The organism is Limimaricola litoreus (assembly GCF_024159025.1).
Taxonomy (GTDB): Bacteria; Pseudomonadota; Alphaproteobacteria; order Rhodobacterales; family Rhodobacteraceae; genus Limimaricola; species Limimaricola litoreus.
In genome coordinates, this window is sequence record NZ_JAMYXC010000171.1 from 1 (window position 1) to 24,188 (window position 24,188).

A 24,188-nucleotide genomic window follows, 5' to 3' on the forward strand; every position below is an offset into this window, starting at 1 on the left:
CCACGCGCTCCTCGAGCCGGGCGTTGGCCCGCGCCAGCGTGCGCCGCCTGATCGTGGCGAGGAACAAAAGCGCCCCGAAGGCGAGGCAGAGCGCCGCGGCGGCGGCGGCCTGCAACAGCGCGATGCGCCGCGCCGTCGCGGTGTCGAGCAGCGCCTCGCCGGTCAACCCGATGACGGGAAGCGGCTGCGACAGGTGCAGGCCACGCTCGGGCAGGTAGGGCCCCGCCGCCAGGCGCCAGATCTCGTGCCCCATGCTGAAGCTGCGCGAGACGCGGCCCAGATCGGTCCGGCCGACCAGCTCGGATCGGTTGGAGACAAAGACCCGCCCCGTCTCGTCGGTGAAGAACAGCGCCGGCCTGTCGCCGCGCCAGCCCGCCTCGATCGCCTCCACATCGGTGACGACCAGCACCACCCCCGCCACGGGGCCATCCGGCGAGAAGATCGGCGCGGCGAAGAGAAACACGCGCCGTCCGTAGCGGCGGCTTGACAGATGCGCCACGCCGAGCGCCCCGTCCATCGCCCGCTCGAACCACGGCGTGCCCGCATCGCTGCGGCGAAGGGCGTTGCCCGCGCCCGCGATCTCGTGGCCCTCGGGGTCGAGCAGCAGGATGTCGAGCGCGCCGGTCATGTCGGTATGCCCCACGAGCACCAGCCGCCGCGACGGGCTCGCGGCAAGCCAGCCCGCCAGCGCCGTAAGAGGGGCTGAGGGCGCTTCGCCCAGCACCGCCGCGCCGGGCGCGAAGCTGATCCCGTCCAGCACGGCGTGGCCGTCGCGATCGAGCGCTGCGGCGAAGCCGCTCGCCGCAGTCGGCGCACTTGCCTGCGGTGCGATCTCGGGCGCATCCCGAGGCGTGACGATCGTCATCTGCAGATGCCCGGTCTGCGCGGCCCGGCTTGCGAGGACCCCGACCGCCGACAGGCCGTCGGGGCCATCGCGCCGGGCCGAAAGATAGCGGAACGCGCCCAGATCGACATGCATTTCCGGCGGGGGCAGAACCTCGATGCCATAGCGGAACTCGTATCCGCCGCAGGCCCTGTCTGCGCAGTCGAGCAGGATCTCGAACCCCGCCGTCTCCAAGGCCGCGCGAATCGGCGCGACCAGCCCGGCGGGCGGCGGCACGGGGGCGGGGATGCGCCAAGCGCGCGTCTCGACCCCGCCACCGATCGTCTCCACCGGGGGCGGGGCATCCCGCGCGGGGCCGGTGGGCAGGGCGTGCTCCGCCGCCTCGGCCCGCCTTTCGGCCGTGAGCACGGCTCCTTCGGGCAGCGGCAGCTCAAGCGCCATGGCCATGCCGGGCCAGAGCAGCGCCAGCGCCGCCACGCGGATCATGCCGGTGCGCTCCTGTAGTGATAGGCGGCGGTCTCCTCGTAGCCCAGCTTTGCATAGAGCGCGCGGGCCGGGGCATTGGCGCGGGTCACGGCAAGGGCGAGCCATGCGCAGTCTTGCTCATGCGCCCAGCCCGCCGCCATCGCCATCAGCGCCCGTCCCGTGCCACGGCGGCGCGCGGCGGGAGTGACCTCCAGCGCGTGCAGCATGGCGATCTCGCCGTGGCGGGCCACGAAGGCGCAGCCGCCGGGGTGGTGCAGCACGGCCTTCGGTCCCCCGGCGCGCTCCATCACCGCGATCCTTGCGGCTCCGATGCCGCCCTCGGCCCAGAGCGCGCGCTGCGCCGCGCCGGGTGGCCAGTGCGCTTGCGCGGGGATCGCATCGAGCGCGGCGAGCCGCGCGGCGAGGATTACCGTCGGATCCTTCACCGCGTAGCCGCGCGCATCAAGCGTGGCGTCGAGCGCGGCCTCGCCGGTGCGGACCATGAACAGAGGCGCGCGCCCTTCGCCGCGCATCGCGGCTTCGGCGGCGGCGATGTCGTCCTGGTCGAACGGCCCCTCCAGCGTCGCCGCCGAAACCCGGGCGCCGCCGCCCGCCCCGATCCGCAGCCGGACAGGGCCCAGATCGCGCGTCGCGGCGGCGGGCCATGTTGCGGCGAGCGCGGCGAAGCCCGCTTCGGGGCTCACGCGGGGAACTGCTCCGACAGCGCCACCAGCGCCGCCTCGATCTCGGCGCCGTCTGCGCCGCGGATCACGATGTTGGTGCCGGTGACGCCGTTCTCGGAAAACGGGTAGGAGCCGATGGCGAGCGTCGGATGCGCCTTGGCCAGATCCGCGAGCGGCTCGGCCACGTCGCCCTCGCCGCGTTCGATGCGAAAGGATTGCGACAGCACCGGTCGCCCGCCGGGGATCTTCGGCAAGAGCCCCGCCAGCATCGCCTCGAAGATGCGCGGCACGCCCGCCATGACGTGCACGTTGCGCAAGGAAAAGCCCGGCGCGGCGCTGACCGGGTTGTCGATCAGCTCGGCGCCCTCGGGGATGCGCGCCATGCGCAGCCGCGCCGCGTTCAGCTCGACGCCGCGCGCCGCGTAATGTGCGGCGAGGATCCCGCGCGCATCGTCGCGGATGCCGATCGGCGCGCCCATCGCCTCGGCCACGGCCTCGGCGGTGATGTCGTCATGCGTCGGCCCGATGCCGCCCGAGGTGAAGACATGGTCATGCGCCGCCGACAGCGCCCGCACCGCGCCGATGATGGCCTCGTGATCGTCCGAGACGACCCGGCTTTCGCGCAGCTCGATGCCGCGCAGCGTCAGCTCGCGGGCCAGATGGTGCATGTTGCTGTCGCGGGTGCGGCCCGAGAGGATCTCGTCGCCGATGACGAGCATGGCGGCGGTCGGGTTGGGCGCGGTCGTCCGTTCGGTCATGGGGCGGGCTCCGGTTGGCTGTTTCAAGGTATAGGCCGGCAGGCCGGTCATTTCCACGCGGGCGGGTGGATTCCCCGCGGCACAGGCCCTATTTCAGGTCGAAAGGGATAGAGGTGATGACTTTGGACGAGACCGCCGCCGACGACCGCAAGGGCCGCCTGACCCGTGATGGCATCCGCATCCACGATCTCGCGGATTTCGCGGGCATGAACCGCGCCGGGCGCCTTGCCGCCACGATTCTCGACGACATCGCCGAGCATGTCGTCGTGGGCCAGCGCACTTCCGAGATCGACCGGGTCATCACCGACCTGATCGAGCAGGCCAATGCCAAGAGCGCCACGATCGGCTACAAGGGCTACCAGCACGCCAGCTGCATCTCGGTCAACCACGTGGTCTGCCACGGGATTCCCGGCGACAAGAAGCTGAAGGACGGCGACATCCTCAATGTCGACGTCACCGTGATCGTCGATGGCTTCTACGGCGACACCAGCCGGATGTACGTGGCCGGCAAGCTGCCGCGCAAGGCCGAGCGGCTGATCCAGGTGACGCATGACGCGCTGATGAAGGGGATCGAGGTCGCGCGGCCGGGCAACACCTTCGGCGACATCGGCCATGCGATCCAGAGCTTCGTCGAGGAAAACCGCATGTCGGTGGTGCGCGATTTCTGCGGCCATGGCATCGGTAAGGTGTTCCACGCGCCCCCCAACGTGCTGCATTACGGCCGCCCCGGCACCGGCCCGGTGCTGGAGGAAGGCATGTTCTTCACCATCGAGCCGATGGTGAACCTCGGCCGTCCCGAGACCAAGGTGCTGGGCGATGACTGGACCGCCGTCACCCGCGACAAGTCGCTCTCGGCGCAGTTCGAGCACACGATCGGCATCACCGCGCAGGGCAACGAGATCTTCACCCTGTCGCCGGCCGACCGCTTCCACCCCACCTGGGACATCTGAGGCCTAGCCGTCGCGCTCCATGAGCGTGACATGGGTATCGCCGTAGCGCCGCGTATCGAGCGGGGAGAACCCCTCGGGCGTGGGCTGCGGCGCGCTTTCCTCCCAGACGATCAGCGCGCCGGGCGCGATCCAGCCCTGTGCGAGGGCGCAGGCCAATGCCCGCGCGCCCAGCCCCTTGCCATAGGGCGGATCGAGAAAGACGAGGCTTGCCGGCGCGTCGCAGGCGGGCAGGCGGGTCGCGTCGCATTTGAGATGCGTGGTGCTGTCCGCGGCGCGCAGCTTGGCCACGTTCTCGCGGATGAGCCGTCCGGCCACGCGCCCGTCATCGACGAAGGTGACATGGGACGCGCCGCGCGACAGCGCCTCGAGCCCCAGCGCGCCGGTGCCGGCGAAAAGATCGAGCACGCGAGCCCCGCTGATCGGATCGCCGTAGCGCCCGCCCATCAACGCGTTGAACAGGCTCTCGCGCACCCGGTCGGCGGTCGGGCGCAGATGCGCGCTCACGTCGCCCTTGCCCACGGCGGCCAGCGCCAGGCCGCGATACTCTCCCGCGATGATCCTCATTTCAGAAGCGCCTTGAGATCGGTGGCCGGATCAGTGGCACGGGCGGGGTCGGGCGAGCGGCCCGCCTCGATCAGCCGCTTGCCGACCATGTAGGCGCGGCTGTCGTTCATCGCGTCCACGGCGATGAGCTTATCGCCCCGGTAATACCAGTGCGAGGCCTGCGCGGGCGTCTCGCCCGGTCGGACATGCACCGCGTCCCAGCTCGCGTTCAGCCCTGCGATCTGCAGCTTGGTGTCGAACTGGTCCGACCAGAACCACGGGCGGGGGCGGTATTCGACGCCGCGCCCCAGCATGTTGAGCGCGGCGTTCTCGGCCATGTCGATGGCGTTGCCGACGCTCTCCAGCCGGATGCGCATGTCGGCCCACAGCAGCGAGGCGCAATCGCCCGCGGCCCAGATGTGCTCGTCCGATGTGCGGCAGTGGATGTCGCAGCGTATGCCATTGTCGAGCGCGAGCCCCGCCGGTTCGGCCAGCCCCGTGCCTGGCGCCACGCCGACCCCGACGATGGCGAAATCGGCCGTGAGCTCGCTGCCGTCCGTGAGCCGCGCACCCGTGACGCGCTCTTCGCCCAACAGCCGCTCCAGCCCCACGCCCTCGCGGATCTCGACGCCGTGGCTTTGGTGCAGGTCGCGGAAATAGGCCGAGGTCTCGGGGGCGGCGACACGCTGCAGGATGCGCTCGGCCTGTTCGACCACCGTGACCGTCAGCCCGCGCTTGGCGGCCACCGCCGCAGCCTCCAGCCCGATGTAGCCGCCGCCGACCACCAGCAGGCGGCGGCCTTCGACCATCTCGGGCGCAAGGGTGTCTGCGTCCGCAAGATCGCGCATGGTGAAAACGCCCGCCAGATCGCCGCCGATCGCGGCGGGCAGGCGGCGCGGATGCGCGCCCGTGCACAAGGCGAGCCGGTCGTAGCTCAGGGTTTCGCCGTCCGAGAGCGTGACGGTCCTTGCGCCCGCATCAAGCGCGCTGGCCGTCACCCCGAGTCGCAATTCGATGTCATGCTCGGCGTACCACGCCTCGGGGCGCAGAAAGAGGCGGGCCTTCTCCATCTCTCCGAGCAGGTAGGCCTTGGAGAGCGGCGGGCGCTGGTAGGGCGGGGCGGTTTCGGCGCCGACGAGGGTGATGCGCCCGTCGAACCCTTCGGCGCGAAGCTTGGCCACAAGCGACGATCCGGCCTGTCCGGCCCCGATCACGACGAAATGGGACATGTGCGTCTCCCTTGGTTTCAGTGGCCCGGCTGCGGGCGGCAGACTATATCCCCAGCCATCGACCGCAATCGAGAAAGGGCCGCACGGCATGACGATCACAGTTGGAGACAGGCTGCCGGAGGCGGATCTGCTGCGGATGGGGGCCGATGGGCCGGAAAAGGTCGCACTGGGCGAGCTGCTCAAGGGCCGCCGCGTGGTGATTTTCGGCCTGCCGGGCGCCTATACCGGCACCTGTTCGACCGCGCATGTGCCGAGCTTCATCCGCGCGATGGGCCCCTTGCGCGACAAGGGCGTGGAGGAGGTGATCTGCCTCTCGGTCAACGACCCCTTCGTGATGCGGGCCTGGGGCGAGACGACGGGGGCCACGGCGGCGGGCATCGTCATGCTGGCCGATGCGGCCTGCGACTTCACCTCCGCCATCGGCATGGAGTTCTCGAACCCCGATCGCGGCTTCATCCGCCGCAGCAGGCGCTACGCTCTGATGGCCGAAGACGGGGTGGTGAAGCTTTGGCACCCGGAGGAGAACACCGGCACCTGCGACATTTCGGGCGGCGAAAGCATGGTTGCGGCGCTCTGAGCCGAACGGCAAAGGGGGCGCGCGGCCCCCTTTCATCTTTCTTCAAATACGCATGGCCCGCCCTGTCAGCCCGCTCCTTCGGTGGGGCGGCGCGAAATGCCCGGCCACAGCCCGGTATTCGTCAGCTCTCTGCCAGCTTGTCCATCCTTGCCGCGAGGGCCGCGTCGCGCGTCGTCAGCCCCTTGGCGTCATGCGATGTCAGCGTGACGGTCACGCTGCGGTAGCTGTTGGACCATTCGGGGTGGTGATTCAATTTCTCGGCCCAGATCGCGCAGCGTGTCATGAAGCCGAAGGCTTCGACGAAGCTCGAGAAGCGGAAGGTCTTGGTGACGGCGTCGCGATCGGGCTCCGCCTCCCATCCCGCTGCCTTGAGGGTGGTGCGCGCCGCTGCGTCGAGCGTCTCGGTCATTCCTGGTCCTCCATGCGGGTGCGCCGGAACGGGCCATATCCCGTCAACACCTCGATCTCCTCGTCCACCGCCGCGCGCTCGGCCTCGAGATAGCGCGCCACCGCGTCGCGGAAGCCCGCATCCGCGATCCAGTGGAGCGACTGCGTTGGCACCGGCAGGTAGCCGCGCGCCAGCTTGTGCTCGCCCTGCGCGCCCGCCTCGACGCGGGTGAGGCCATGCGCCAGCGCCCAGTCGATGGCCTGATAGTAGCACAGCTCGAAATGCAAAAAGGGGTGGTGTTCGAGCGCGCCCCAGTAGCGGCCGTAAAGCGTGTCGCGGCCAATGAGGTTCAGGGCCCCCGCCACGGGCCGGTCGCCATCGCGCGCGAGGATCAGCAGCATGTCGTCGCGCAGCGTCTCATGCGCGATCTCGAAGAAGGCGCGGGTGAGATAGGGCGAGCCCCATTTGCGCCGCCCGGTGTCCTGGTAGAAGGCCCAGACCGCGTCCCAGTGATGCGGCCTGATGGCGTCGCCGGTCAGATGCTCGATCACCAGCCCCGAGGCCCGCGCGCCCGCGCGCTCCTTGCGGATGGTCTTGCGCTTGCGCGAGGAAAGCGCGCCGAGAAAGCCGTCGAAGGTGCCATAGCCCTCGTCGATCCAGTGAAACTGCTGACCCATGCGCCGCATCAGCCCCATCTCCTCGCCCGCCTCGGCCTCGGCGGGGCTGCAGAAGGTGGCGTGCAGCGAGGAGATGCCGTTGTTCGCGGCAAGCTGCACCGCGCCCTGCACCAGCGCCGCCATGCCGTCGCCCTCGTGGCCCGGCCTGGTAAGGAACCGCCGCCCGGTGACCGGGGTGAAGGGCACGGCCAGCTGCAACTTGGGGTAATACTGCCCGCCCGCGCGCTCGTAGGCATCGGCCCAGGCGTGATCGAAGACATATTCGCCCTGGCTGTGCCCCTTGGCATAGAGCGGCGCGCAGGCGATCAGCTCGCCGTCCCGCCGGGCAGCGAGATAATGCGGCTGCCAGCCGGTGCCGGGTCCGACCGAGCCGCTGTCTTCCAGCGCCGAAAGAAAGCGATGCGTGGTGAAGGGATCAGCCGGGCGGCCACCGCCCATCGCCTCGGGGCAGGCGCAGCCGTCCCAGTCCGGGGCGGGGATGTCGCGCAGGCTGGCATGGGCGGTGATCTCGACCACCGCCGCGGGGTCCGTGTCTGTCTGGCTCATGGCCGCAGAGTTGGCCCCCCGCGGGCCGGGGTCAAGCGGGGGCGGGCCCCGGAAGGTAGCCTTCGAAGGTCACGTTGTCGGCAATGCGTCGCGCGGCCTCCTCCTCCTCGGGCGAGCGGATGGTCCAGCACAGCAGCTTCGCGCCCTGCGCCCGAAGCTCGGCGACGCGGGGCCGATCGAGATCATTCGCCTCGTGGCTGATGAAGCCCGCGCCGAGATTGTCGTAATCGGGGATCTCGCGCAGCCGCGCGGCCACGCGCGGCGACAGCTCGGGCCACTCCTCCGGCTCGAAGCCGCAGGTGATCAGCCCGCGCGGCAGATCGGGGGCGAGGCGGGCCATCTCCGAGATCGAATGCGGGTTGAACGACATTACCGCCACCGGCCCGGCGTAGTCTTCGAGCGCCCGCGCAACGGCGGCCTCGGTCACGCCGACATTGGGGCCGAGGGTGTAGTCATGATCCTTGATCTCGAGCAGCAGCGGCGCGCGGCCCGCCACGAGATCGAGCACCTCGCCCAAGCTCGGGATGGTGTCGGCGCTGCCGATGAGAGAGATCGCGCCGAGCGCCTCGGCGGTCTGGCTCGACACGAGGCCGCGGGCGGTGGTCAGCCGCTCGAGGCTCGCATCATGGAACACCATCGCCTCGCCGTCATGCGAGGCGCGCAGGTCGATCTCGATGCCGTAGCCCGCCTCGACGGCGGCGCGCACCGCCGAGGCCGAATTCTCGGGCCGCCCTGCCCCGTGAAAGCCGCGATGCGCGATGGGGCGGTCGAGAAAGGCGGCGGGCAGTTCGGGAGAGGGGCGGTTCATGCGAGCGCGAAGACGGCTTCGATCTCGACCGCGACGCCCAGTGGCAGCGCGGCCACCCCCACCGCCGAGCGCGCGTGCCGCCCGGCCTCGCCCAGAAGCGCGACCATCAGGTCGGAGGCGCCGTTGATCACCTTGGGCTGCTCGGTGAACCCGGGTGTGGAGGCGACGAAGCCGGTCAGCTTCACCAGCCGCGCGATGCGGCCCAGATCGCCGTCGCAGGCGGCGCGGGCCTGCGCCAGAAGGCTCAGGGCGCAGGCCTGCGCGGCCTTGGCCCCCGCCTCGGTGGTCATGTCCTCGCCCAGGCGGCCGGTGATCAGCCCCTCCGCTCCGGCCGAGATCTGGCCCGAGACGTAGAGCAGCCCGTCATGGATGACGAAGGGTTCGTAATTGGCCGCCGGCTTGGGCGCCTCCGGCAGCGCGAGTCCCATTTCCGTCAGCTTGTCGTTGATCCCTGCCGCATCGATCATGGTGTCGTTCCCTCGTGAGTGTTCCGGCGCAAGCTATCCTGCGCCGGACGGGGGGACAACGCCTGCGGGGCCTCAGCCTTCCCGGAAGGCGCGGGCGAAGTAATCGGCCAGCGGCTTGACGAGATAGGCCAGCGGCGTGCGATCGGAGGTGCGGATATAGGCCTCGACCGGCATGCCGGGGATCAGGGTCATGTCCTCGGGCAGCTTGTCGATCTCGCCCTCCGACAGCCGGATCTCCGTGCGGTAGTAGGAGATCGGCTGCTGCTCGTCCTGGAAGGCATCGGCCGAGATCTGCACCACCTCGCCGGTCAGCTCGGGCGTGCGGCGCTGGTCGAAGGCGGGCAGGCGCAGCACCACCTCCTGGCCGAGATGCAGCTGGTCGATGTCGGTCGGCTGCACCTGTGTGGCGATCACAAGTGGCCGGTCCTGCGGCACGATGTAGAGCACCGGCTCGGCGGAGCGGATCACCGAGCGGGGGGTGAAGACGGTCAGCCCGTAGACGATGCCGCCCACGGGCGCGCGGATGTCGAGCCGGTCGAGCTGGGTCAGAAGCGCCCGGCGCCGGTTCGACAGCTCGATCTCGTTGAACTGCAGGTCGCGCAGCTGGGTGATCGCCTCCTGCCGCCGGGTCGAGGCGAGCTTGAGGATCTCGATCTCGATCTCGGCGATGCGGCCGCCGGCCTGGGCCTTGGAGGCCTTCAGCTCGCCCTGGCGTCCGAGCAGGTTGGCCTGCTCGCGCTGCAGCGTCAGCACCCGCGTCGCCTGCGCAAGGCCGCGGTCGAGCAGGGACTGCTGGTTGGCCAGTTCGCCCTCGATGAGCTGCAGCTGGTTCGCGATGGCCTCCTCCTGCGATTCGATCCCGAGGATCTGGTCGCTGATCTGCTCGCGCTGGCGGGTGAGCTGCTCGCGCTGGCGGTCCTCGCTCTCGAGCCGGGCCGCCTGCAGGCGCCTTTGGCCCTCCATCAGCTCGGACGCGATCGGGTTTTCGGTCTCCAGCAGCAGCGCATCGAAGGTGAGACTGTCGGAATCGTCGCGCTCGGCCTCGAGCCGGGCGCGGCGGGACAGCACCTCGAGAAGCTGTCCCTCGACCACCGCCAGCTCGGAGCGCAGCTGCTCGGGGTCGAGCCGGATCAGGAGCTGGTCGGCCTCGACCGTGTCGCCCTCGTCGACGAGGATCTCGGAAACGACGCCGCCATCGGGGTGCTGGACGACCTGCCGGTTGCGGTCGACCTCGATCCGGCCGGAGGCCACCACGGCGCCGGAGATCTGGCTCACCGCCGCCCAGGTGCCAAAGCCGCCCAGCAGCACCGCGAGGCCGAGAAACCCGGCGATCAGCGGCTTTGCGGCGGACCACAGGCTGGGCGCATCGGAGGGAGAGACGGGCGGACGCATCACGAGACCCCCCCGCCCGAGGAGCCGGAGGCCGAGATCTCGCGGTGGTTCTGCACCGTTTCGCGCAGCACCTCCTCCTTGGGGCCGAAGGCCCGCCGCCCGCCGTTCTCGATCATGAGGATATGGTCACATTCGGCGATGGCGGCGGGGCGGTGGGCCATGATCAGCACGCATTTCTTGTTCGCCTTGGCGTCGCGAATCGCCTGGTTGAGGGCGGTGGAGCCGGAATTGTCGAGGTTGGAGTTGGGCTCGTCGAGCACCAGCACCACCGGATCGCCGTAAAGCGCGCGAGCCAGGCCGATCCTCTGGATCTGGCCGCCCGACAACCGCCCGCCCTTGGAGGAGACGCGGGTGTCGTAGCCCTCGGGCAGCTTCAGGATCATCTCATGGGCGGCGGCGGCGCGGGCGGCGCGCACCACCTCGGCATCGTCGGGGGTGAGTGACATGCGGGCGATGTTGTCCTTGATGGTGCCGTCAAACAGCGTGACCTGCTGGGGCAGGTAGCCGATATAGCTGCCCAGCACGTCGGGATCGTATTGATCGAGGCTCGCGCCATCGAGGCGGATCTTGCCGGCGGCGGGGCGCCACAGACCGGTCAACGCCCGGGCCAGCGTCGACTTGCCGGCGCCCGAGGGGCCGATCACGCCGACCGCTTGGCCGGGCTCGACCTGAAAGCTCATCATCCGCAGCGCGGCCTGGTTCTCGCCGGGCGGCAGCACGGTGACCTGTTCGCAGGCCAGCCGCGCCTTGGGGCGGGGCAGGACCGTGCGCTGCTCCTCGGGGCGGATCTCTCCCAGAAGTACGGCCAACCGGCGCCAGCCCTCGCGGGCGCGCTGGACCGAGGGCCACTGGTTCACGATCATCTCGACCGGCGCCAGCGCCCGGCCCAGCAGGATCGAGCCCGCGATCATCGCGCCGGGCGTCATCTGGCCCTGCAGCACGAGATAGGCGCCAAGGCCCAGCATGCCCGATTGCAGCATCAGCCGGAACGCCTTGATCACCGCGGAGAAGCCGCCGCCGGTGTCGGTCGCGCCGATCGAGGCGGTGAGCGAGCGCGCGCGCGCCTCGTTCCAGCGCCCGAAAGCCGCACCGCGCATGCCCAGCGCCTGCACCATGTCCGAATCATGCCGGATCTGGGTGCCGAGCTGCTCGGACTGGAAGGTCGTGGCGTTGGCCTCCTCGAGCTGCTTGCGGGTCATCAGCTGGTTGGCCAGCGCCATGATGATCAGGATCACCGCCCCGCCGATGGCGAGGAGGCCCAGAATCGGATGAAACAGGAAGATGCCGAAGAAGAAGACCGGCGCGAAGGGCAGGTCGAACCCGGCCATCAGCACCGGCGAGGCGATCAGCCGCTGCACCGATTCGAGGTCGCGCTGGCCGGTCGCGGCCTCGGCCCGGGCCTTCTGGCCCGAGCTGGCGCGCAGGGCCGCGGAAAAGACCCGCTGGTCGAGCTGGGCCTGGAACCGAGCCGCGACCCGGTTCATCACCCGGCCGCGCACCATGTCCAGAAGCCCCATCATCGAATAGAGAAAGACCACCAGCACCGACAGCGCCACCAGCGTCGCGATCGAGCGCGAGCCCAGCACCCGGTCGTAGACGTTCATCATGTAGAGCGGCCCGGTCAGCATCAGAAGGTTGACGACCAGGCTGAAAACGGCGACGGCCCAGTAGAGCCAGCGGCTCTGGGCCCGGGCTTCGCGGAGTTCTTCGGTGCCAAGGTAGGCCGCGTCTCTTGTCATGTCATTCCCCATTCGCATCCCGGCCGGACCGCGCGGCTCGAACGCGGCTGCCTGGCTCCTGCTTAGAGCAAAGGCGCCTTGGTGGGTAGCGTCCCACCACGGCTGAGGCGTGATTGTGCCGGTGTGGTTCTGGACCTTGCGCGCCCCACCGCTAACTTGCAGCGCATGACTTTGCGAAACATGAATCCGACATGGCTGGCCATGGGGCTGGTCCTGATGGCCGCGCCGGGGGCCGCGACCCCCTATGACGGCCTGTATCGCAGCAACGGCGAGGCCGACTGCGCCGAAATCGGCGTCGAGGGCGGAGCGCTGCGTATTCGCGACGGGCTGTTCGAGGGAATCGGCAGCGCCTGCCAGATGACGCGGCCCGTGGATGTCGTCGACATGGACGCCACGCTCTACACCATGGAATGCACCGCCGGGGACACGCGCTGGACGGAACGGGCGTTGCTGATGAAGGCGGCGCAGGACGAGGGGCTGATCATGCTGTGGAACGGCTATGCCTTCCGCTATGCCAGCTGCGACGCGCCCGTCGTCGCGGAAGAGAGCGCCACCCCCTCCGCCGCGGAAGTCACCGAAGCGCCGCCCGCCACGCAGGAGGCCGATGCGCTGGCCGCCACGAATGCTGCGGATGCGCCCGGCACGGACGGGCTGCCGCCGCCGCGGATCGTGCTGCCTTCGGTGGTCCTGCCGCGGGTCGTTCTGCCCTCGGTGGCATTGCCCGCCGCCCCGGAGGGGGCGGGCGATGCGCCGGCGGCCCCGGATGATGGATCGGGCGAGGCGCGCGGCGGCACCGCCGCGCAGGTCGAGATCCCCGACGAGGCCGGCTGACCGGCGCTAGTTGCCCGCCCCGCCGAGGATGTTGGTGAGCACGTCGAGGATGAGCCCCTCGCGGTCCCGCTGCGCCGGGGCTTGGGTTGGCGCAGGCGCGGTGCCCTGCGGCGCGCCGAGCATTTCGCGCAGCAGCCGGTCGGTCTCGGGATCGCTGGCCTGCCCGCGCGACGGCGAGACGTCTTGCGACGCGGCCCCGGCGATGGTGTCGGCCGGCGCCGGTTCGGGCACCCGCATCGGCAGCGGCTTGACCGGTTGGCCTTCGAGCACGCGCACCATGGTCTCGCGCCAGATCGTGGCGGGCAGCCCGCCGCCCGTCACGCCCGACAAGGGACGGTTGTCGTCATAGCCCATCCAGACCCCGGCCACGTAATCGCCCGCGAAGCCCACGAACCATGCGTCGCGCGCGCCTTGCGTGGTGCCGGTCTTGCCCGCCACCTCCCAGCCGTCAATCTGCGCCCGCCCGCCGGTGCCCTCGGCCACCACCCGGCTCATCATCCAGGTGAGCTTTTCGGCGGCATCCCGGGTGATCACCCGCTCGCCGATGCCACCGCCCGTGCCCATGAGCGGCGTGTCGTCGCCCTTGAGCCGCAGTTCGACGAGGCCATATGGCGTCACCGAGGAGCCGCCGTTGAGGATGCCCGCATAGGCGCCGGTCATCTCCAGGAGCGTGCTTTCCGACACGCCCAGCGCCAGCGCCGGGCCGGCGGCGAGATCGCTGTCGATGCCGAACATCGAGGCCACGGTGCGCACGTTCTCGCGCCCGGCCTGCTCGGAGATCTTCACTGCCGGGATGTTGCGGCTTTCGGCCAGCGCTTCGGTCAGGGTGACCATGCCGTCATACCTGCGGTCGTAGTTCTCGGGCGACCAGGGGCCGGAGCCCGGGATGTTCATGGTCAGCGGGCTGTCGTCGACGAGGTCGAAGGGCTGCATGCCGAGATCGAGTGCCGCGGCATAGATGAAGGGCTTGAAGGCCGAACCGGTCTGGCGCAGCGCCTGGGTGGCGCGGTTGAAGGCGCCCGAGGCGGTCACGTTGCGCCCGCCGACCATGGCGCGCACCGCGCCGTCGGCGCTCATCACCACGATCGCGGCCTGCGCCTCGGAACCGGGGGAGACCCGCTCCTCGAACACGCGCAAGAGCGCGGTCTCGGCGGCGGTCTGGATGCGCGGGTCGAGGGTGGTGCGGATCACCACGTCCTCGGTGGTGTCGCGGGTGAAGAACTCGGGCCCCGTGTCCATGACCCAATCGGCGAAATAGCCGCCTTGGTCCTGCTGAGCCGTGGCCGAGAGCGTGGCGGGGTTGGCGCGCGCGTCCTGCGCCTCGGGGGCCGAGAGGTAGCCCTGCTGCTCCATCAGCCCGACGATGACCCGGGCGCGGTCCTGGCTGCGGGCGAGGTTGTTGGTCGGCGCATAGGTGGTCGGTGCCTTCAGAAGCCCCGCCAGCATTGCCGCCTCGGCCGGGTTCACCTGGCCCGCGGGCTTGCCGAAATAGCGCTGCGAGGCGGCCTCGAAGCCGCGCGTGCCGGCGCCGAGATAGGCGCGGTTGAGGTAGATCGTCAGGATCTCCTCCTTGGTGTAGCGCGCCTCCATCGCCATCGCGTAGACGGCTTCCTGTACCTTGCGCCACAGTGTGGTGCGGCGGCAGTCGGCCTCGTATTCGGTTTCGTTCTTCCAGACCTCCGGGTCAAACGGCTTGCCCAGGCACAGCAGTTTCGCGGTCTGCTGGGTGATGGTCGAGCCGCCGTTGCCCGAGAGCGGGCCCCGGCCTTCGGAGAGGTTGATGCGTATGGCGCTGGCGACGCCCTGAGGATCGACGCCCGGGTGCCACCAGAAGCGGCGATCCTCGGTCGCCACCACGGCATTGCGCAGATGCGGCGAGATGGTGTCGGCGGTGACCATGCCGCCGAACTGGTCGCCGCGCCAGGCAAAGGTCGCGCCGTCGCGGTCAAGCAGCGTCACCGAGCCGCGCGCGCGCCCGTCGACCAGATCGGTGACCGCCGGAAGCTGCGCCGCGTAATAGGCGACGCCGAGCCCGATCACGAGCGCCAGCACCATAGCGACGCGCCAGCCGACGCCCCAGACCACGCGCAGCACAAAGCGCATCAGCCCGCGGACCATCGCCGCGGCAAAGCCCAGCGGCCCGCGCGGCGCGGGGCGGGGCGACCGCAGCCTGCGGGTGCCCGAAACCGGCGCGCGGGAAATGCGCGCGGCGGCCCGGGCCTTCAACGACATGCAGGCGCGGATCGCGCAGTTCGAGGCCGAACGGCTGCGCACCCTCGCCGCCGTGGGCCACGACCTGCGCACGCCGATCACCAGCTTGCGCATCCGCGCGGAAATGCTCGACGAAGCGGAGGGCGAGCCGATGATCCGCACGCTCGACGAGATGGCGGTGATGGCCGAGGGGCTCGTCTCCTTCGCGCGGTCGGGGCATGAGGCCGAACCGGTGGCGGAGGTTGATCTCGCCCCCCTGCTGGCGCGGCTGTGCGATGAGCGCGGCGCGGTGTGCGAGGGCGGATCGGCCCCGCCCGTGCGTGGCCGCCCCGTCGCGCTGTCACGCGCTTTCGGCAATCTCATCGACAACGCGATCCGTTATGGCGGCAGCGCCCGGGTGCAGCTGACGCAGGAGGGGGAAATGGCGGTGGTGCGCATCCTCGATGACGGCCCCGGAATCGAGGCGGCCCGGCTGGAGGGCATGTTCGAACCCTTCGTGCGCGGCGAGCAGAGCCGCAGCCAGGACACCGGCGGCGCCGGACTTGGCCTGTCGATCACCCGGACGATCCTGCGCGCCCATGGCGGGGAGATCGAACTGTCGAACCGCGAGAGCGGCGGTCTCGAAGCCCGCGTGACGCTGCCGCTGGGCTAGAGCGGCAGGGGCGGGGTCGGGCCGGTCTCCTCGAGGTGCCACACGGCGGCCCATGCGCCGGCGTTGCGCTCCAGCACCAGGAAATTGCGCTCGGCCACGTAGCGGCGATGCAGGCCCGGCGGCGGCAGGATGCGGATCGGATGCCCGTCGAGCGGCCCCTCGCCGAGGCTGCCGAGCCATCCCAGACCGCGCGCATAGCCGCCGGGCGGCGCGCGGTGCGAGATGCCGGAGGCCACCAGCTGGTGCACCGGGCCCGGCTCTGCCACCATCTCGGCGCGGGTGGCGAGGTGGATCTCGCCCGAGAGCACCGTGACGGGGCCGCGCGCGCGCAAGCGCAGCACCGCGCGCAGCGCCCGGCGCCAATCGGACCTATGCGCCCGGCTCTGCCACTGGTCGCGCAGATCGTCCTCGTATTTCTGCATGCCGGGCCAGAGCCACATCACCGCCTCGACCAGCGACAGCCGCGGACCCAGAAGCGGCACGGAGGAGACGACGAAGGTCTGCGCGGGTTCGGGCGAGGGGCTCTCCAGCAGGCGCCAGCCCGCCTCTCCCATGACCCGCCTGCGGCGGCGCTCGGAGCGCAGGTCGGGCGTGGTGAGCGTCAGGCCCGGCAAGGCACGCTGCCAACCAAGTTGCGCGCCAGATGGGTCGGCGAAGATCTCGGGGATGTCGGTCTCGACCGCGCCATGCTGGAACAGCAGGTACATCTCGCGCGCCACGTCGAAAAGCCTGCGCCCCACCGCGCTGTCGGTCGCGGCTTCGGGCAAGGAGCCCCAGCCGTCGCAGATGTCGTGATCGTCCCAGACCGCCAGCGTCGGTACGCGGGCCATGAGACCGCCCATGGCGGGCGAGGCGAGGCCGCGCATGTAGCGCCGCACGAAACCCGCGCGCAGATGGCGGGCCAGATCGTCGAGATCGGCCTGTGCGGCGTCCTGCGGGATGTCGTCGGGCCAGCCGTCGCTGAGCGGATGGCCTTGCGTGACCTCGTCGGCATAGATTTGATCGCCGCCCTGGATCAGCACCGCGAAAGGCCGCGTTTCGTGCTCGGCCCGCATCCTCGCCCACATCGCATCCCGCTCGGCGGGGTCGCGGTCCATGTCGCCGATCTCCTCGCCGTTGCACGACAGGAAGGCGAGGCGCAGATCGGCCGCGAGATCGGTCTCGACGGGGTAGCTTTCGCTCTCGAAGCCATAGCCGCGATCGGCGGTCTGCAGCTTGAAATCAAAGCGCCAGACCGTCAGCCCCTCGAGCGTGGCGATGGCGCGGGGCTCGTGCATGGTGCCGCCCGCATGAAGCGGACCGCAGGGCGCGCCCTCGGGGCGGATCACGATGGCGGCGAGGCTCAGCCCGGCCGCGCCATGCCCGCGCAGATGCAGGATCGGCCCGACATGGCGGTCATCCGGTGTTTCGGTCACGTCGTGCTCCCAGCCCCGGCGGGGCCGGAGGCGTCATTGTTCCGAATAGGTCGCCCAACGCTCTTCGGAGGGCGGCGCGGGCAGCTCCTTGCCACCTCGCTGACGATGCAGATGCACCTTGGCAATGAAATTTCCAGAGATCGGCGCGGTGGCGAAGAGAAAGGCCATCACCAGAAGCTCGTGCAGCGAAGCCTCGCCGGAGGTGAAGCCATGGATCATCGAGGCCAGAAGCAGCGAGCCCACGCCCAGCGTCGAGGCCTTGGTCGGCGCGTGCAGCCGCTTCATCGGCTGGTCGAGCTTCAACAGCCCGTAGGAGCCGATCAGCGTGAAGACCGCGCCGATGACGAGCAGCGCGGCGACGAGGATCTCGGTCAGGAACAGGATGTCGGTCATTCGATGATGTCCCCGCGCAACACGAAGCGGGCCAGCGCCACGGTCGAGACAAAGCCGAGCATGGCGAAGATCAGCGCGCTTTCGAAGTAGATCTGCGTGCCCCAGAGCATCCCGAGCAGGATGATCAGGCCGATGGCGTTGATCACCATGGTGTCGAGCGCGAGGATGCGGTCGCCGGTATGCGGCCCGCGCACCAGCCGCGCCATGGCCAGCAGCTGTGCCAGCCCGACCGCGCCCAGGGCGCCGTAAAGGACGGTGTCGATCATTCGAAGATCTCCTTCAGCCGCCGCTCGTAGCGGGTTTTGATCTCGTCGCGCACCGCGTCCGGGTCGGGTGCGTCGAGCGCGTGGACCAGCAGCGCGCGCCCGTCGGACGACAGGTCGGTGCTGACGGTGCCGGGGGTGAGGGTGATGGTGCCCGCCAGCAGGGTGATCGCCTCGGGCGTGCGCAGATCCAGCGGGATCAGCACCCAGTTGGGGGACATGTCGGCGTTGGGCTTGAACAGCACGATCATCGCCACCTGCACATTGGCCACGATGATGTCCCAGATCACGATCATCGCATAGGAGACGAGCCGCAGGGGCCGCGTGATCTTGGGCCGGTCGGGCCAGTAGGCGGCGGTGGAGATCGGGATCAGGATCCCGAGGATCGCGCCGAAGACCACCGTGCCGAGGGTCAGATCGTTGATCAGCAGGCACCAGACCACCACCAGCAGCGTCGAGAGCATGGGGTGGGGCAGGAGTTTCCGGGTCAGTCGCCTCGACATCTCAGTGGTCCTCCCCGGTTTCGTCCGCAGCCGCGCCGTGATCATCCTCGCCGGCATGCGGATCCGCCTTGATCTTCTTGCCCGGCGTGTTCAGCACCAGCTCGACATAGGGCGCGGGCGAAAAGAGCTGTGCCGCGGTCGCCGCCAGCATCCGGTTGACCGGCCCCGCCGCGACGGTGAGCGCGATCAGCAGGGCGATCAGACCGCCGATGGCGATCATCGGCAGCACCGGCCGGGGCGAAAGCGGGCCTTGGGTCGTCTCGGGTTGGGCGGTGGTGTCCTCGACCTCGGGCGCGGTTTCGCAGTCCACGGGGCCGTCGGGTCCGTGCTGATGTGCCTTCCAGAAGATCAGCGAGCCCGCGCGCGAAAAGCCGACCAATGCGACGAGCGAGCCCAAGAGCACCACCGCCCAGACCCACCAGACCAGCGGGCTCGCGGTGGCGGCGTCGAGGATCAGCAGCTTGCCGAGGAAACCCGAGAGCGGCGGCAGGCCGATCATGGCGATGGCCGCGACGAAGAACATCCCCGCCACCAGCGCGCCGCCCGCGATCGGCGGTCCATGCACGAGCAGCGGCCCGGCATTGCCGCGGCGGCTCTTGATCTGGTCGACGAGCAAAAACAGCGCCGCCGTGGCAAAGGTCGAGTGGATCGCATAGTAGAGCGCCGCGGCGATGCCGTCGGGGGTGAAGACCGCCACCGCGCTGAGCAGGAGCCCCATCGAGCCGATCACCGAGAAGGCCACCAGCCTGTCGATGCGCGCCGCGCCCAGAACGCCGATCATGCCCATCGCCAGCGTCAGCAGCGCCGCGGGCAGAAGCCAGGTGTCGAACAGGCCCTGGGTGATCTCGAGATCGGGCGGGAAAACGAGCGTGTAGATGCGGATGATGCCGTAGGCGCCGACCTTGGTCATGATCGCGAAGAGGGCGGCCACGGGGGCGGGGGCCTCGGCATAGCTGTCGGGCAGCCAGAAATGCAGCGGCAGCAGCGCCGCCTTGATCGCGAAGACCAAAAGCAGCAGCACGGCGGCGACGCGGATGCCCGCGCTCGCGCCCGGATCGAGCTCGGCCACGCGCAGCGCGAGGTCGGCCATGTTGAGCGTGCCGGTCTTGGCGTAGATCGTGCCGAGGGCAAAGAGGAAGAGCGTCGAGCCGAGCAGGTTGTATAGCACGTATTGCGTGCCTGCCCGCAGCCGGGCGCGCCCGCCCGCATGGATCATCAGCCCGTAGGAGGCGATCAGCAGCACCTCGAAGAAGACGAAGAGGTTGAAGGCGTCGCCGGTCAGGAAGGCGCCGAGGATGCCCATCAGCTGGAACTGGAACAGCGGGTGGAAATGCCGCCCCCGCGCGTCCCAGCCCGAGCCCATGGAATAAAGCAGCACCAAAGGGGCCATCAGCGTCGTCAGCAGCACCATCAGCGTTGAAAGCCGGTCGGCCACCAGAACGATGCCGAAGGGCGCGGGCCAGTTGCCGAGCTGGTAAAGCGTGATCGTGCCGTCGGAGGCCTGCCAGAACAGGCCGATGGCGATGGCGGTGAGCGCCAGCGTGCCGGCCATGGACAACGCGCGCTGCACCACGATGTGCTCGCGCACCATCAGCACGAGGATCGCCGCCAGCATCGCCGGCAGCACCACGGGGGTTATCAACCAATGGCTCATCGCGCGTCTCCTTCGGACAGGGAGGGGCTGTGGCCGTCACCGTCCGGGAGGGCAGGGCGATCGACGAGATCGTCATCCGAGGACAGCCAGCTGCCCAGCGCGATGATCACGACGACGGCGGTCATGCCGAAGGAAATCACGATCGCGGTCAGCACCAGCGCCTGCGGCAGCGGGTCGGTGTAGCGCTCCGCCCCGTCGCGCAGCACCGGCGGCGCATCGAGCGCCAGCCGCCCCGAGGCGAAGAGGAAGACGTTGACGGCATAGCTCAGGAGCGAGGTGCCGATGATGACCGGAAAGGTGCGCAGGCGCAGCACCAGGTAGATGCCGGCGGCGGTCAGGACGCCGACGGCGGATGCGATCAGGAGTTCCATCTCAGATAACCTTGCCTTGTGCGCCCGCATCGTCCGGCGTGAGCTCCGCATCGCGCGAGGGGTCGATGTCCATGGCGTGATCGGAGGTTTCCGTCCCCGCCCTGTAGCCCAGACGCGAGAAACTTTCGAGCGACAGCATCACCGCGCCGACCACGGCGAGGAACACGCCCAGGTCGAAGCCCATGGCGGTGGCCAGTTCGAATTCCTCCATCGGTGGAATGCGGAAATAGCCGAAGGCCGAGGTCAGGAAGGGCTGGCCCACGAACCAGGCGCCAATGCCGGTGAGACCGGCGACGAAGACGCCCGCGCCGATGATGCCGTGGTAGGGGTAGCGCTGGCGCCGCGCCGCCCAGGCGAAACCGCTCGCCATGTATTGCGTCACCACCGCGATGGCGACGACGAGCCCCGCGACGAAGCCGCCGCCGGGCGAATTGTGCCCACGCAGGAAGATGTAGACGCCGACCATGAGGATCAGCGGCATCATCACCCGCGTCAGCACCACCATCATCAGCGGATGCGCGTCGCCCGCGCGTTGCTCCTCGTGCCCGCGGTTGAGCAGGCGGCGGCGCACCGGCCCCGAAAGCAGCGTCTCGGTCAGCGCGTAGATGACGAGGGCGGCGATGCCGAGCACGATGATCTCGCCGAAGGTGTCGAAGCCGCGGAAGTCCACGAGGATCACGTTGACGACGTTGTCGCCACCGCCGCCCTTGTAGGAATTGGCGAGGTGATAGTCCGAGATCGGCGCGATCGGAACCTCGGTCGACAGGATGGTCCAGATCAGCCCCGCCGCGGCAAGCCCGCCCGCCCCGGCGATGACCGCGTCGCGGATGCGCCGCGCCGCACCGGATTCGTTCGGCGTGCGGTTGGGCAGGAAGTTGAGCGCCAGAAGCAGCAGGATGATCGTCACCACCTCGACCGAGATCTGCGTGAGCGCGAGATCGGGGGCGGAGAAATGGTTGAAGCCGACGGAGACCATCAGGCCGATGATGCCCATCAGCATCAGCACGGCGAGCCGGTTGCGATGCACCGCCACCAGAAACCCGGTGGCCGCGATCAGCATGGTCCAGGCGGCGATGGCGATCGGGGTGACGGGCAGCAGCGGCCGCGAGATCTCGGCGCCGGTGGTGCCGGTGAACCAGGCATGCGCGCCTAGGCCCACCACGGTCACGACGAAGATCGCGGCATAGCGGGTGAATGCGCCGTCATGCAGCCGCAGGGTCAGACCCCGCGCCGTGCCGGCGCTGGCCGCGATCAGCCGGTCGAAGATGCGCTTGGCCTCGGGGCGGGGGGCCGCCTCCCAGATCCGCGACAGCGGGGCGAAGAGCGCCAGCAGCACCATGCCGCCAACCACGGCGAGAGCCGACATGGCGAGCGGCAGGTTCAGCCCGTGCCAGATCTTGAGATGCGCGTCGGGCATCTCGACCGCGCCGCCGATCACCGCGCCGGTGACGAGCTTGACGAAGGGCTCGGCCAGCGCCGGGAACAGGCCGATCACCACCACCGGGATGATCAGCAAAGCGGGCGGCAGCCACATGCCGAGATTGGGGTCGTGCGGATGCGCCGGATAATCGTCGCGCTCGGGCCCGAAGAAGCTATGCGCGATCAGCCGGAAGGAATAGGCCGCCGAGAACAGCGCGCCGACCGTCGCGACCACCGTGACCAGCAGGGGCGAGCCGAACAGCGTGGTGTGGGTGGCCTCTTCGAGCATCATCTCCTTGGAGATGAAGCCGTTCAGGAGCGGGATGCCCGCCATCGACAGGCCGGCCAGCAGCATGATGACGAAGGTCACGGGCATCAGCTTGCGCAGCCCGCCCAGACGCCGCATGTCGCGTGTATGCGCCTCGTGATCGACGATGCCCGCGCTCATGAAAAGCGCGGCCTTGAAGCTGGCGTGATTGAGGATGTGAAACACCGCCGCCATCGCACCAAAGCCGGTGCCGGTGCCCAGAAGGAAGGTGATCAGGCCCAGATGCGAGACGGTCGAGAAGGCGAGGAGCGCCTTCAGGTCGTGCTTGAAGATCGCGATGAAGGCGCCGAGCACCATGGTGATGAGCCCCGCCGAGGAGACGATCACCACCCATTCGGGCGTGCCCGACAGCACCGGCCAGAGCCGCGCCATCAAAAACAGCCCCGCCTTCACCATCGTCGCCGAATGCAGATAGGCCGAAACCGGGGTGGGCGCGGCCATGGCGTGCGGTAGCCAGAAGTGGAACGGGAACTGCGCCGATTTGGTGAAGCAGCCCAGCAGGATCAGCAGCAGCGCCGGGACATAGAGCGGCGAAGCCTGAACCACGTCGCGGTTCTCCAGGATCACGCTGAGGTCGTAGCTGCCGACGATGCTCCCGAGCATCAGCATGCCGCCGATCAGCGCCAGCCCGCCCATGCCCGTCACGGTGAGCGCCATGCGCGCGCCTTGGCGCCCCTCGGGCAGATGCTTCCAAAAACCGATCAGCAGGAAGGAGGCGAGCGAGGTCAGCTCCCAGAAGATCAGCAAAAGCAGGATGTTGTCCGACAGGACGATGCCCACCATCGCGCCCTGGAACAGCAATAGATAGCTGAAGAACTCGCCCATGTTGTCGTCGCGCGACAGGTAATGGCGCGCATAGGCGATGATCAAAAGGCCGATCCCGAGGATCAGCCCCGCGAACATGAAGCCTAATGGGTCGAGGAACAGGTTCACGTTGAGCCCCAGCCCCGGCATCCAGTCGAGCCGGGCGGAGATCGTCTCGCCGCGCAGCACGGCGGGCAGATGCGTGAGCAGCCCGATCGCGGCGGTGGCCGTCACGAGGAAGGTGGCGGTGAAGCAGGCTTGCCGGCCGGCCCGGATCATCAGGCCGGGCAGCAGCGCGCCGAGGAACGGGAGGAGGACGATGATGAAAAGCGACATGGCGCGCACTATCGCGGAGACGGAGGGCGGCGACCAGACATGCTCGGAAATTTCGTTCATGCCGGGGTGCTTCATTCTGCCGCACAGGGCCTTTGGCCAAACTCTGCGCGCGCCGACCGCACGAGCCGGGCCCGAGCGAGGGTCGCGACCCGCGCGATGGCCCCCTTCAAGGGGGCGGGGCATCGAATCGCCGCCCCTCATGCTCCGCCGCGGTTGGCAGCCGCCCGCCGCACGGGATATGGCTTGGGCAAAATTCAGAACGGGGACACAACATCATGAGCTATCTCGGCATCGACCTCGGCACCTCCGGGCTGCGCGCGCTTCTCGTCGACGAGGCGGGCCAGCCGATCGGCTCTGCCGAGCGCGCCTATGCGGCGGCGCATCCCCATCCGGGCTGGAGCGAGCAGGACCCGGCGGACTGGATCGCCGCGCTCGACGGCGCGGTCGAGGAGCTGCGCCAGGCGCATCCCGCCTTCGCGCAGCTCGCGGGCATCGGCGTCGCCGGGCACATGCATGGCGCGACGCTGCTCGATGCAAGCGATCGGGTGATCCGCCCCTGCATCCTGTGGAACGACAGCCGCGCGCATGAGGAGGCCGCCCGGCTCGATGCCATCGAGGGTGTGCGCGCGCTGTCGGGCAACATCGTGTTTCCGGGCTTCACCGCGCCCAAGCTCGAATGGCTGCGGGCGCATGAGCCGGAAAACCACGCGCGCATGGCCAAGGTGCTCCTGCCCGCCGCCTATCTCAACCTGTACCTGACCGGCGAGCATGTCGCCGACATGTCCGACAGCGCCGGGACCTCCTGGCTCGACGTGGGCGCGCGCGACTGGTCCGAGAAGCTGCTCGACGCGGGCGGAATGCGCCGTGACCAGATGCCCCGCCTCGTCGAGGGCAGCGCACAGGCCGGCACGCTGCGCGCCGAGCTTGCGGCGCGCTGGGGGC

Annotated in this window: 23 protein-coding genes and 1 pseudogene; 5 read left to right on the forward strand and 19 right to left on the reverse strand. The window is 69.6% G+C overall.

What is annotated here, in order from left to right; genetic code table 11:
• The 3 genes and pseudogenes from NHG85_RS11355 to NHG85_RS11365 all read right to left on the reverse strand — a co-directional run.
• Positions 1-1,330 (reverse strand): annotated as a pseudogene (locus NHG85_RS11355) (hypothetical protein); the annotation flags it as partial.
• Positions 1,327-2,013, reverse strand: coding sequence for a GNAT family N-acetyltransferase (locus tag NHG85_RS11360; protein ID WP_253332465.1), 687 nt, complete (start codon positions 2,011-2,013; stop codon positions 1,327-1,329). The pseudogene NHG85_RS11355 and the gene NHG85_RS11360, both read right to left, overlap by 4 nt.
• Complete coding sequence (locus tag NHG85_RS11365) at positions 2,010-2,750, reverse strand: competence/damage-inducible protein A (protein ID WP_253332467.1); 741 nt, start codon at positions 2,748-2,750, stop codon at positions 2,010-2,012. Before NHG85_RS11365 ends, NHG85_RS11360 begins: the two co-directional genes overlap by 4 nt.
• A gap of 116 nt (positions 2,751-2,866) precedes the next feature.
• Between NHG85_RS11365 and map the strand changes: the two genes are divergently transcribed.
• The gene (map, locus tag NHG85_RS11370) at positions 2,867-3,700 is read left to right on the forward strand and encodes a type I methionyl aminopeptidase (protein WP_253332469.1); all 834 of its coding nucleotides are present in this window, start codon (positions 2,867-2,869) and stop codon (positions 3,698-3,700) included.
• Between the two features lie 3 nt (positions 3,701-3,703).
• On the opposite strand, the gene rsmD is transcribed toward map, so the two are convergent.
• Positions 3,704-4,264 (reverse strand): 16S rRNA (guanine(966)-N(2))-methyltransferase RsmD, encoded by a 561-nt coding sequence (rsmD, locus tag NHG85_RS11375; protein WP_253332471.1) that lies wholly within the window; start codon positions 4,262-4,264, stop codon positions 3,704-3,706.
• The gene (locus NHG85_RS11380) at positions 4,261-5,472 is read right to left on the reverse strand and encodes an NAD(P)/FAD-dependent oxidoreductase (protein ID WP_253332473.1); all 1,212 of its coding nucleotides are present in this window, start codon (positions 5,470-5,472) and stop codon (positions 4,261-4,263) included. The genes rsmD and NHG85_RS11380 overlap by 4 nt, the downstream gene beginning before the upstream one ends.
• 88 nt (positions 5,473-5,560) lie before the next feature.
• Here NHG85_RS11380 and NHG85_RS11385 point away from each other — a divergent pair, with 88 nt between their 5' ends.
• Positions 5,561-6,049: a peroxiredoxin gene (locus NHG85_RS11385; RefSeq protein WP_253332475.1), complete on the forward strand. Its 489-nt coding sequence runs from the start codon at positions 5,561-5,563 to the stop codon at positions 6,047-6,049.
• 121 nt (positions 6,050-6,170) lie between these two features.
• Here the strand turns inward: NHG85_RS11385 and NHG85_RS11390 are convergent, their stop codons facing one another.
• From NHG85_RS11390 to NHG85_RS11415, 6 genes are all read right to left on the reverse strand, one after another.
• On the reverse strand, positions 6,171-6,458 hold the full coding sequence (locus tag NHG85_RS11390; protein ID WP_253332476.1) for a 4a-hydroxytetrahydrobiopterin dehydratase: 288 nt from the start codon (positions 6,456-6,458) through the stop codon (positions 6,171-6,173).
• On the reverse strand, positions 6,455-7,660 hold the full coding sequence (locus NHG85_RS11395) for a GNAT family N-acetyltransferase (RefSeq protein WP_253332477.1): 1,206 nt from the start codon (positions 7,658-7,660) through the stop codon (positions 6,455-6,457). The genes NHG85_RS11390 and NHG85_RS11395 overlap by 4 nt, the downstream gene beginning before the upstream one ends.
• Positions 7,661-7,691: 31 nt before the next feature.
• The gene (locus NHG85_RS11400; protein WP_253332478.1) at positions 7,692-8,468 is read right to left on the reverse strand and encodes a glycerophosphodiester phosphodiesterase family protein; all 777 of its coding nucleotides are present in this window, start codon (positions 8,466-8,468) and stop codon (positions 7,692-7,694) included.
• Complete coding sequence (locus NHG85_RS11405; RefSeq protein ID WP_253332479.1) at positions 8,465-8,935, reverse strand: RidA family protein; 471 nt, start codon at positions 8,933-8,935, stop codon at positions 8,465-8,467. Before NHG85_RS11405 ends, NHG85_RS11400 begins: the two co-directional genes overlap by 4 nt.
• Before the next feature lie 72 nt (positions 8,936-9,007).
• Positions 9,008-10,327, reverse strand: a complete 1,320-nt coding sequence (locus NHG85_RS11410) for an HlyD family type I secretion periplasmic adaptor subunit (protein WP_253332481.1) — start codon at positions 10,325-10,327, stop codon at positions 9,008-9,010.
• Entirely contained in the window at positions 10,327-12,066 is a 1,740-nt protein-coding gene (locus tag NHG85_RS11415) for a type I secretion system permease/ATPase (RefSeq protein ID WP_253332482.1), read from the reverse strand. Before NHG85_RS11415 ends, NHG85_RS11410 begins: the two co-directional genes overlap by 1 nt.
• A 180-nt stretch (positions 12,067-12,246) precedes the next feature.
• Between NHG85_RS11415 and NHG85_RS11420 the strand changes: the two genes are divergently transcribed.
• Positions 12,247-12,897 (forward strand): hypothetical protein, encoded by a 651-nt coding sequence (locus tag NHG85_RS11420; RefSeq protein ID WP_253332483.1) that lies wholly within the window; start codon positions 12,247-12,249, stop codon positions 12,895-12,897.
• Positions 12,898-12,903: 6 nt separating this feature from the next.
• On the opposite strand, the gene NHG85_RS11425 is transcribed toward NHG85_RS11420, so the two are convergent.
• A complete protein-coding gene (locus tag NHG85_RS11425) occupies positions 12,904-15,129 on the reverse strand; it encodes a transglycosylase domain-containing protein (protein WP_370363013.1) in 2,226 nt (741 codons plus the stop codon).
• Between NHG85_RS11425 and NHG85_RS11430 the strand changes: the two genes are divergently transcribed.
• Positions 15,098-15,760, forward strand: coding sequence for an ATP-binding protein (locus tag NHG85_RS11430; protein WP_253332484.1), 663 nt, complete (start codon positions 15,098-15,100; stop codon positions 15,758-15,760). The genes NHG85_RS11425 and NHG85_RS11430 overlap by 32 nt on opposite strands.
• Here the strand turns inward: NHG85_RS11430 and NHG85_RS11435 are convergent.
• The 7 genes from NHG85_RS11435 to NHG85_RS11465 are packed head-to-tail and all read right to left on the reverse strand — an operon-like array spanning position 15,757 to position 23,246.
• Complete coding sequence (locus tag NHG85_RS11435) at positions 15,757-17,175, reverse strand: alkaline phosphatase D family protein (RefSeq protein WP_253332485.1); 1,419 nt, start codon at positions 17,173-17,175, stop codon at positions 15,757-15,759. The two genes, NHG85_RS11430 and NHG85_RS11435, sit on opposite strands and share 4 nt — an antisense overlap.
• 33 nt (positions 17,176-17,208) lie before the next feature.
• Positions 17,209-17,568 (reverse strand): Na+/H+ antiporter subunit G, encoded by a 360-nt coding sequence (locus NHG85_RS11440; RefSeq protein WP_253332487.1) that lies wholly within the window; start codon positions 17,566-17,568, stop codon positions 17,209-17,211.
• The gene (locus tag NHG85_RS11445; RefSeq protein WP_253332488.1) at positions 17,565-17,834 is read right to left on the reverse strand and encodes a K+/H+ antiporter subunit F; all 270 of its coding nucleotides are present in this window, start codon (positions 17,832-17,834) and stop codon (positions 17,565-17,567) included. Before NHG85_RS11445 ends, NHG85_RS11440 begins: the two co-directional genes overlap by 4 nt.
• Positions 17,831-18,334: a Na+/H+ antiporter subunit E gene (locus NHG85_RS11450; protein ID WP_253332489.1), complete on the reverse strand. Its 504-nt coding sequence runs from the start codon at positions 18,332-18,334 to the stop codon at positions 17,831-17,833. The genes NHG85_RS11445 and NHG85_RS11450 overlap by 4 nt, the downstream gene beginning before the upstream one ends.
• Position 18,335: 1 nt before the next feature.
• Positions 18,336-19,988, reverse strand: coding sequence for a monovalent cation/H+ antiporter subunit D (locus NHG85_RS11455; RefSeq protein WP_253332491.1), 1,653 nt, complete (start codon positions 19,986-19,988; stop codon positions 18,336-18,338).
• The gene (locus tag NHG85_RS11460) at positions 19,985-20,359 is read right to left on the reverse strand and encodes a Na+/H+ antiporter subunit C (RefSeq protein WP_253332493.1); all 375 of its coding nucleotides are present in this window, start codon (positions 20,357-20,359) and stop codon (positions 19,985-19,987) included. Before NHG85_RS11460 ends, NHG85_RS11455 begins: the two co-directional genes overlap by 4 nt.
• 1 nt (position 20,360) lies before the next feature.
• Positions 20,361-23,246 carry a monovalent cation/H+ antiporter subunit A gene (locus NHG85_RS11465; RefSeq protein WP_253332499.1) on the reverse strand — a complete coding sequence of 962 codons (2,886 nt, stop codon included), beginning with the start codon at positions 23,244-23,246 and terminating at the stop codon, positions 20,361-20,363.
• Positions 23,247-23,521: 275 nt separating this feature from the next.
• On the opposite strand from NHG85_RS11465, the gene NHG85_RS11470 reads away from it, so the two are divergent.
• On the forward strand, positions 23,522-24,188 hold a 667-nt coding region (locus tag NHG85_RS11470; protein WP_253332495.1), incomplete at its 3' end, for an FGGY family carbohydrate kinase.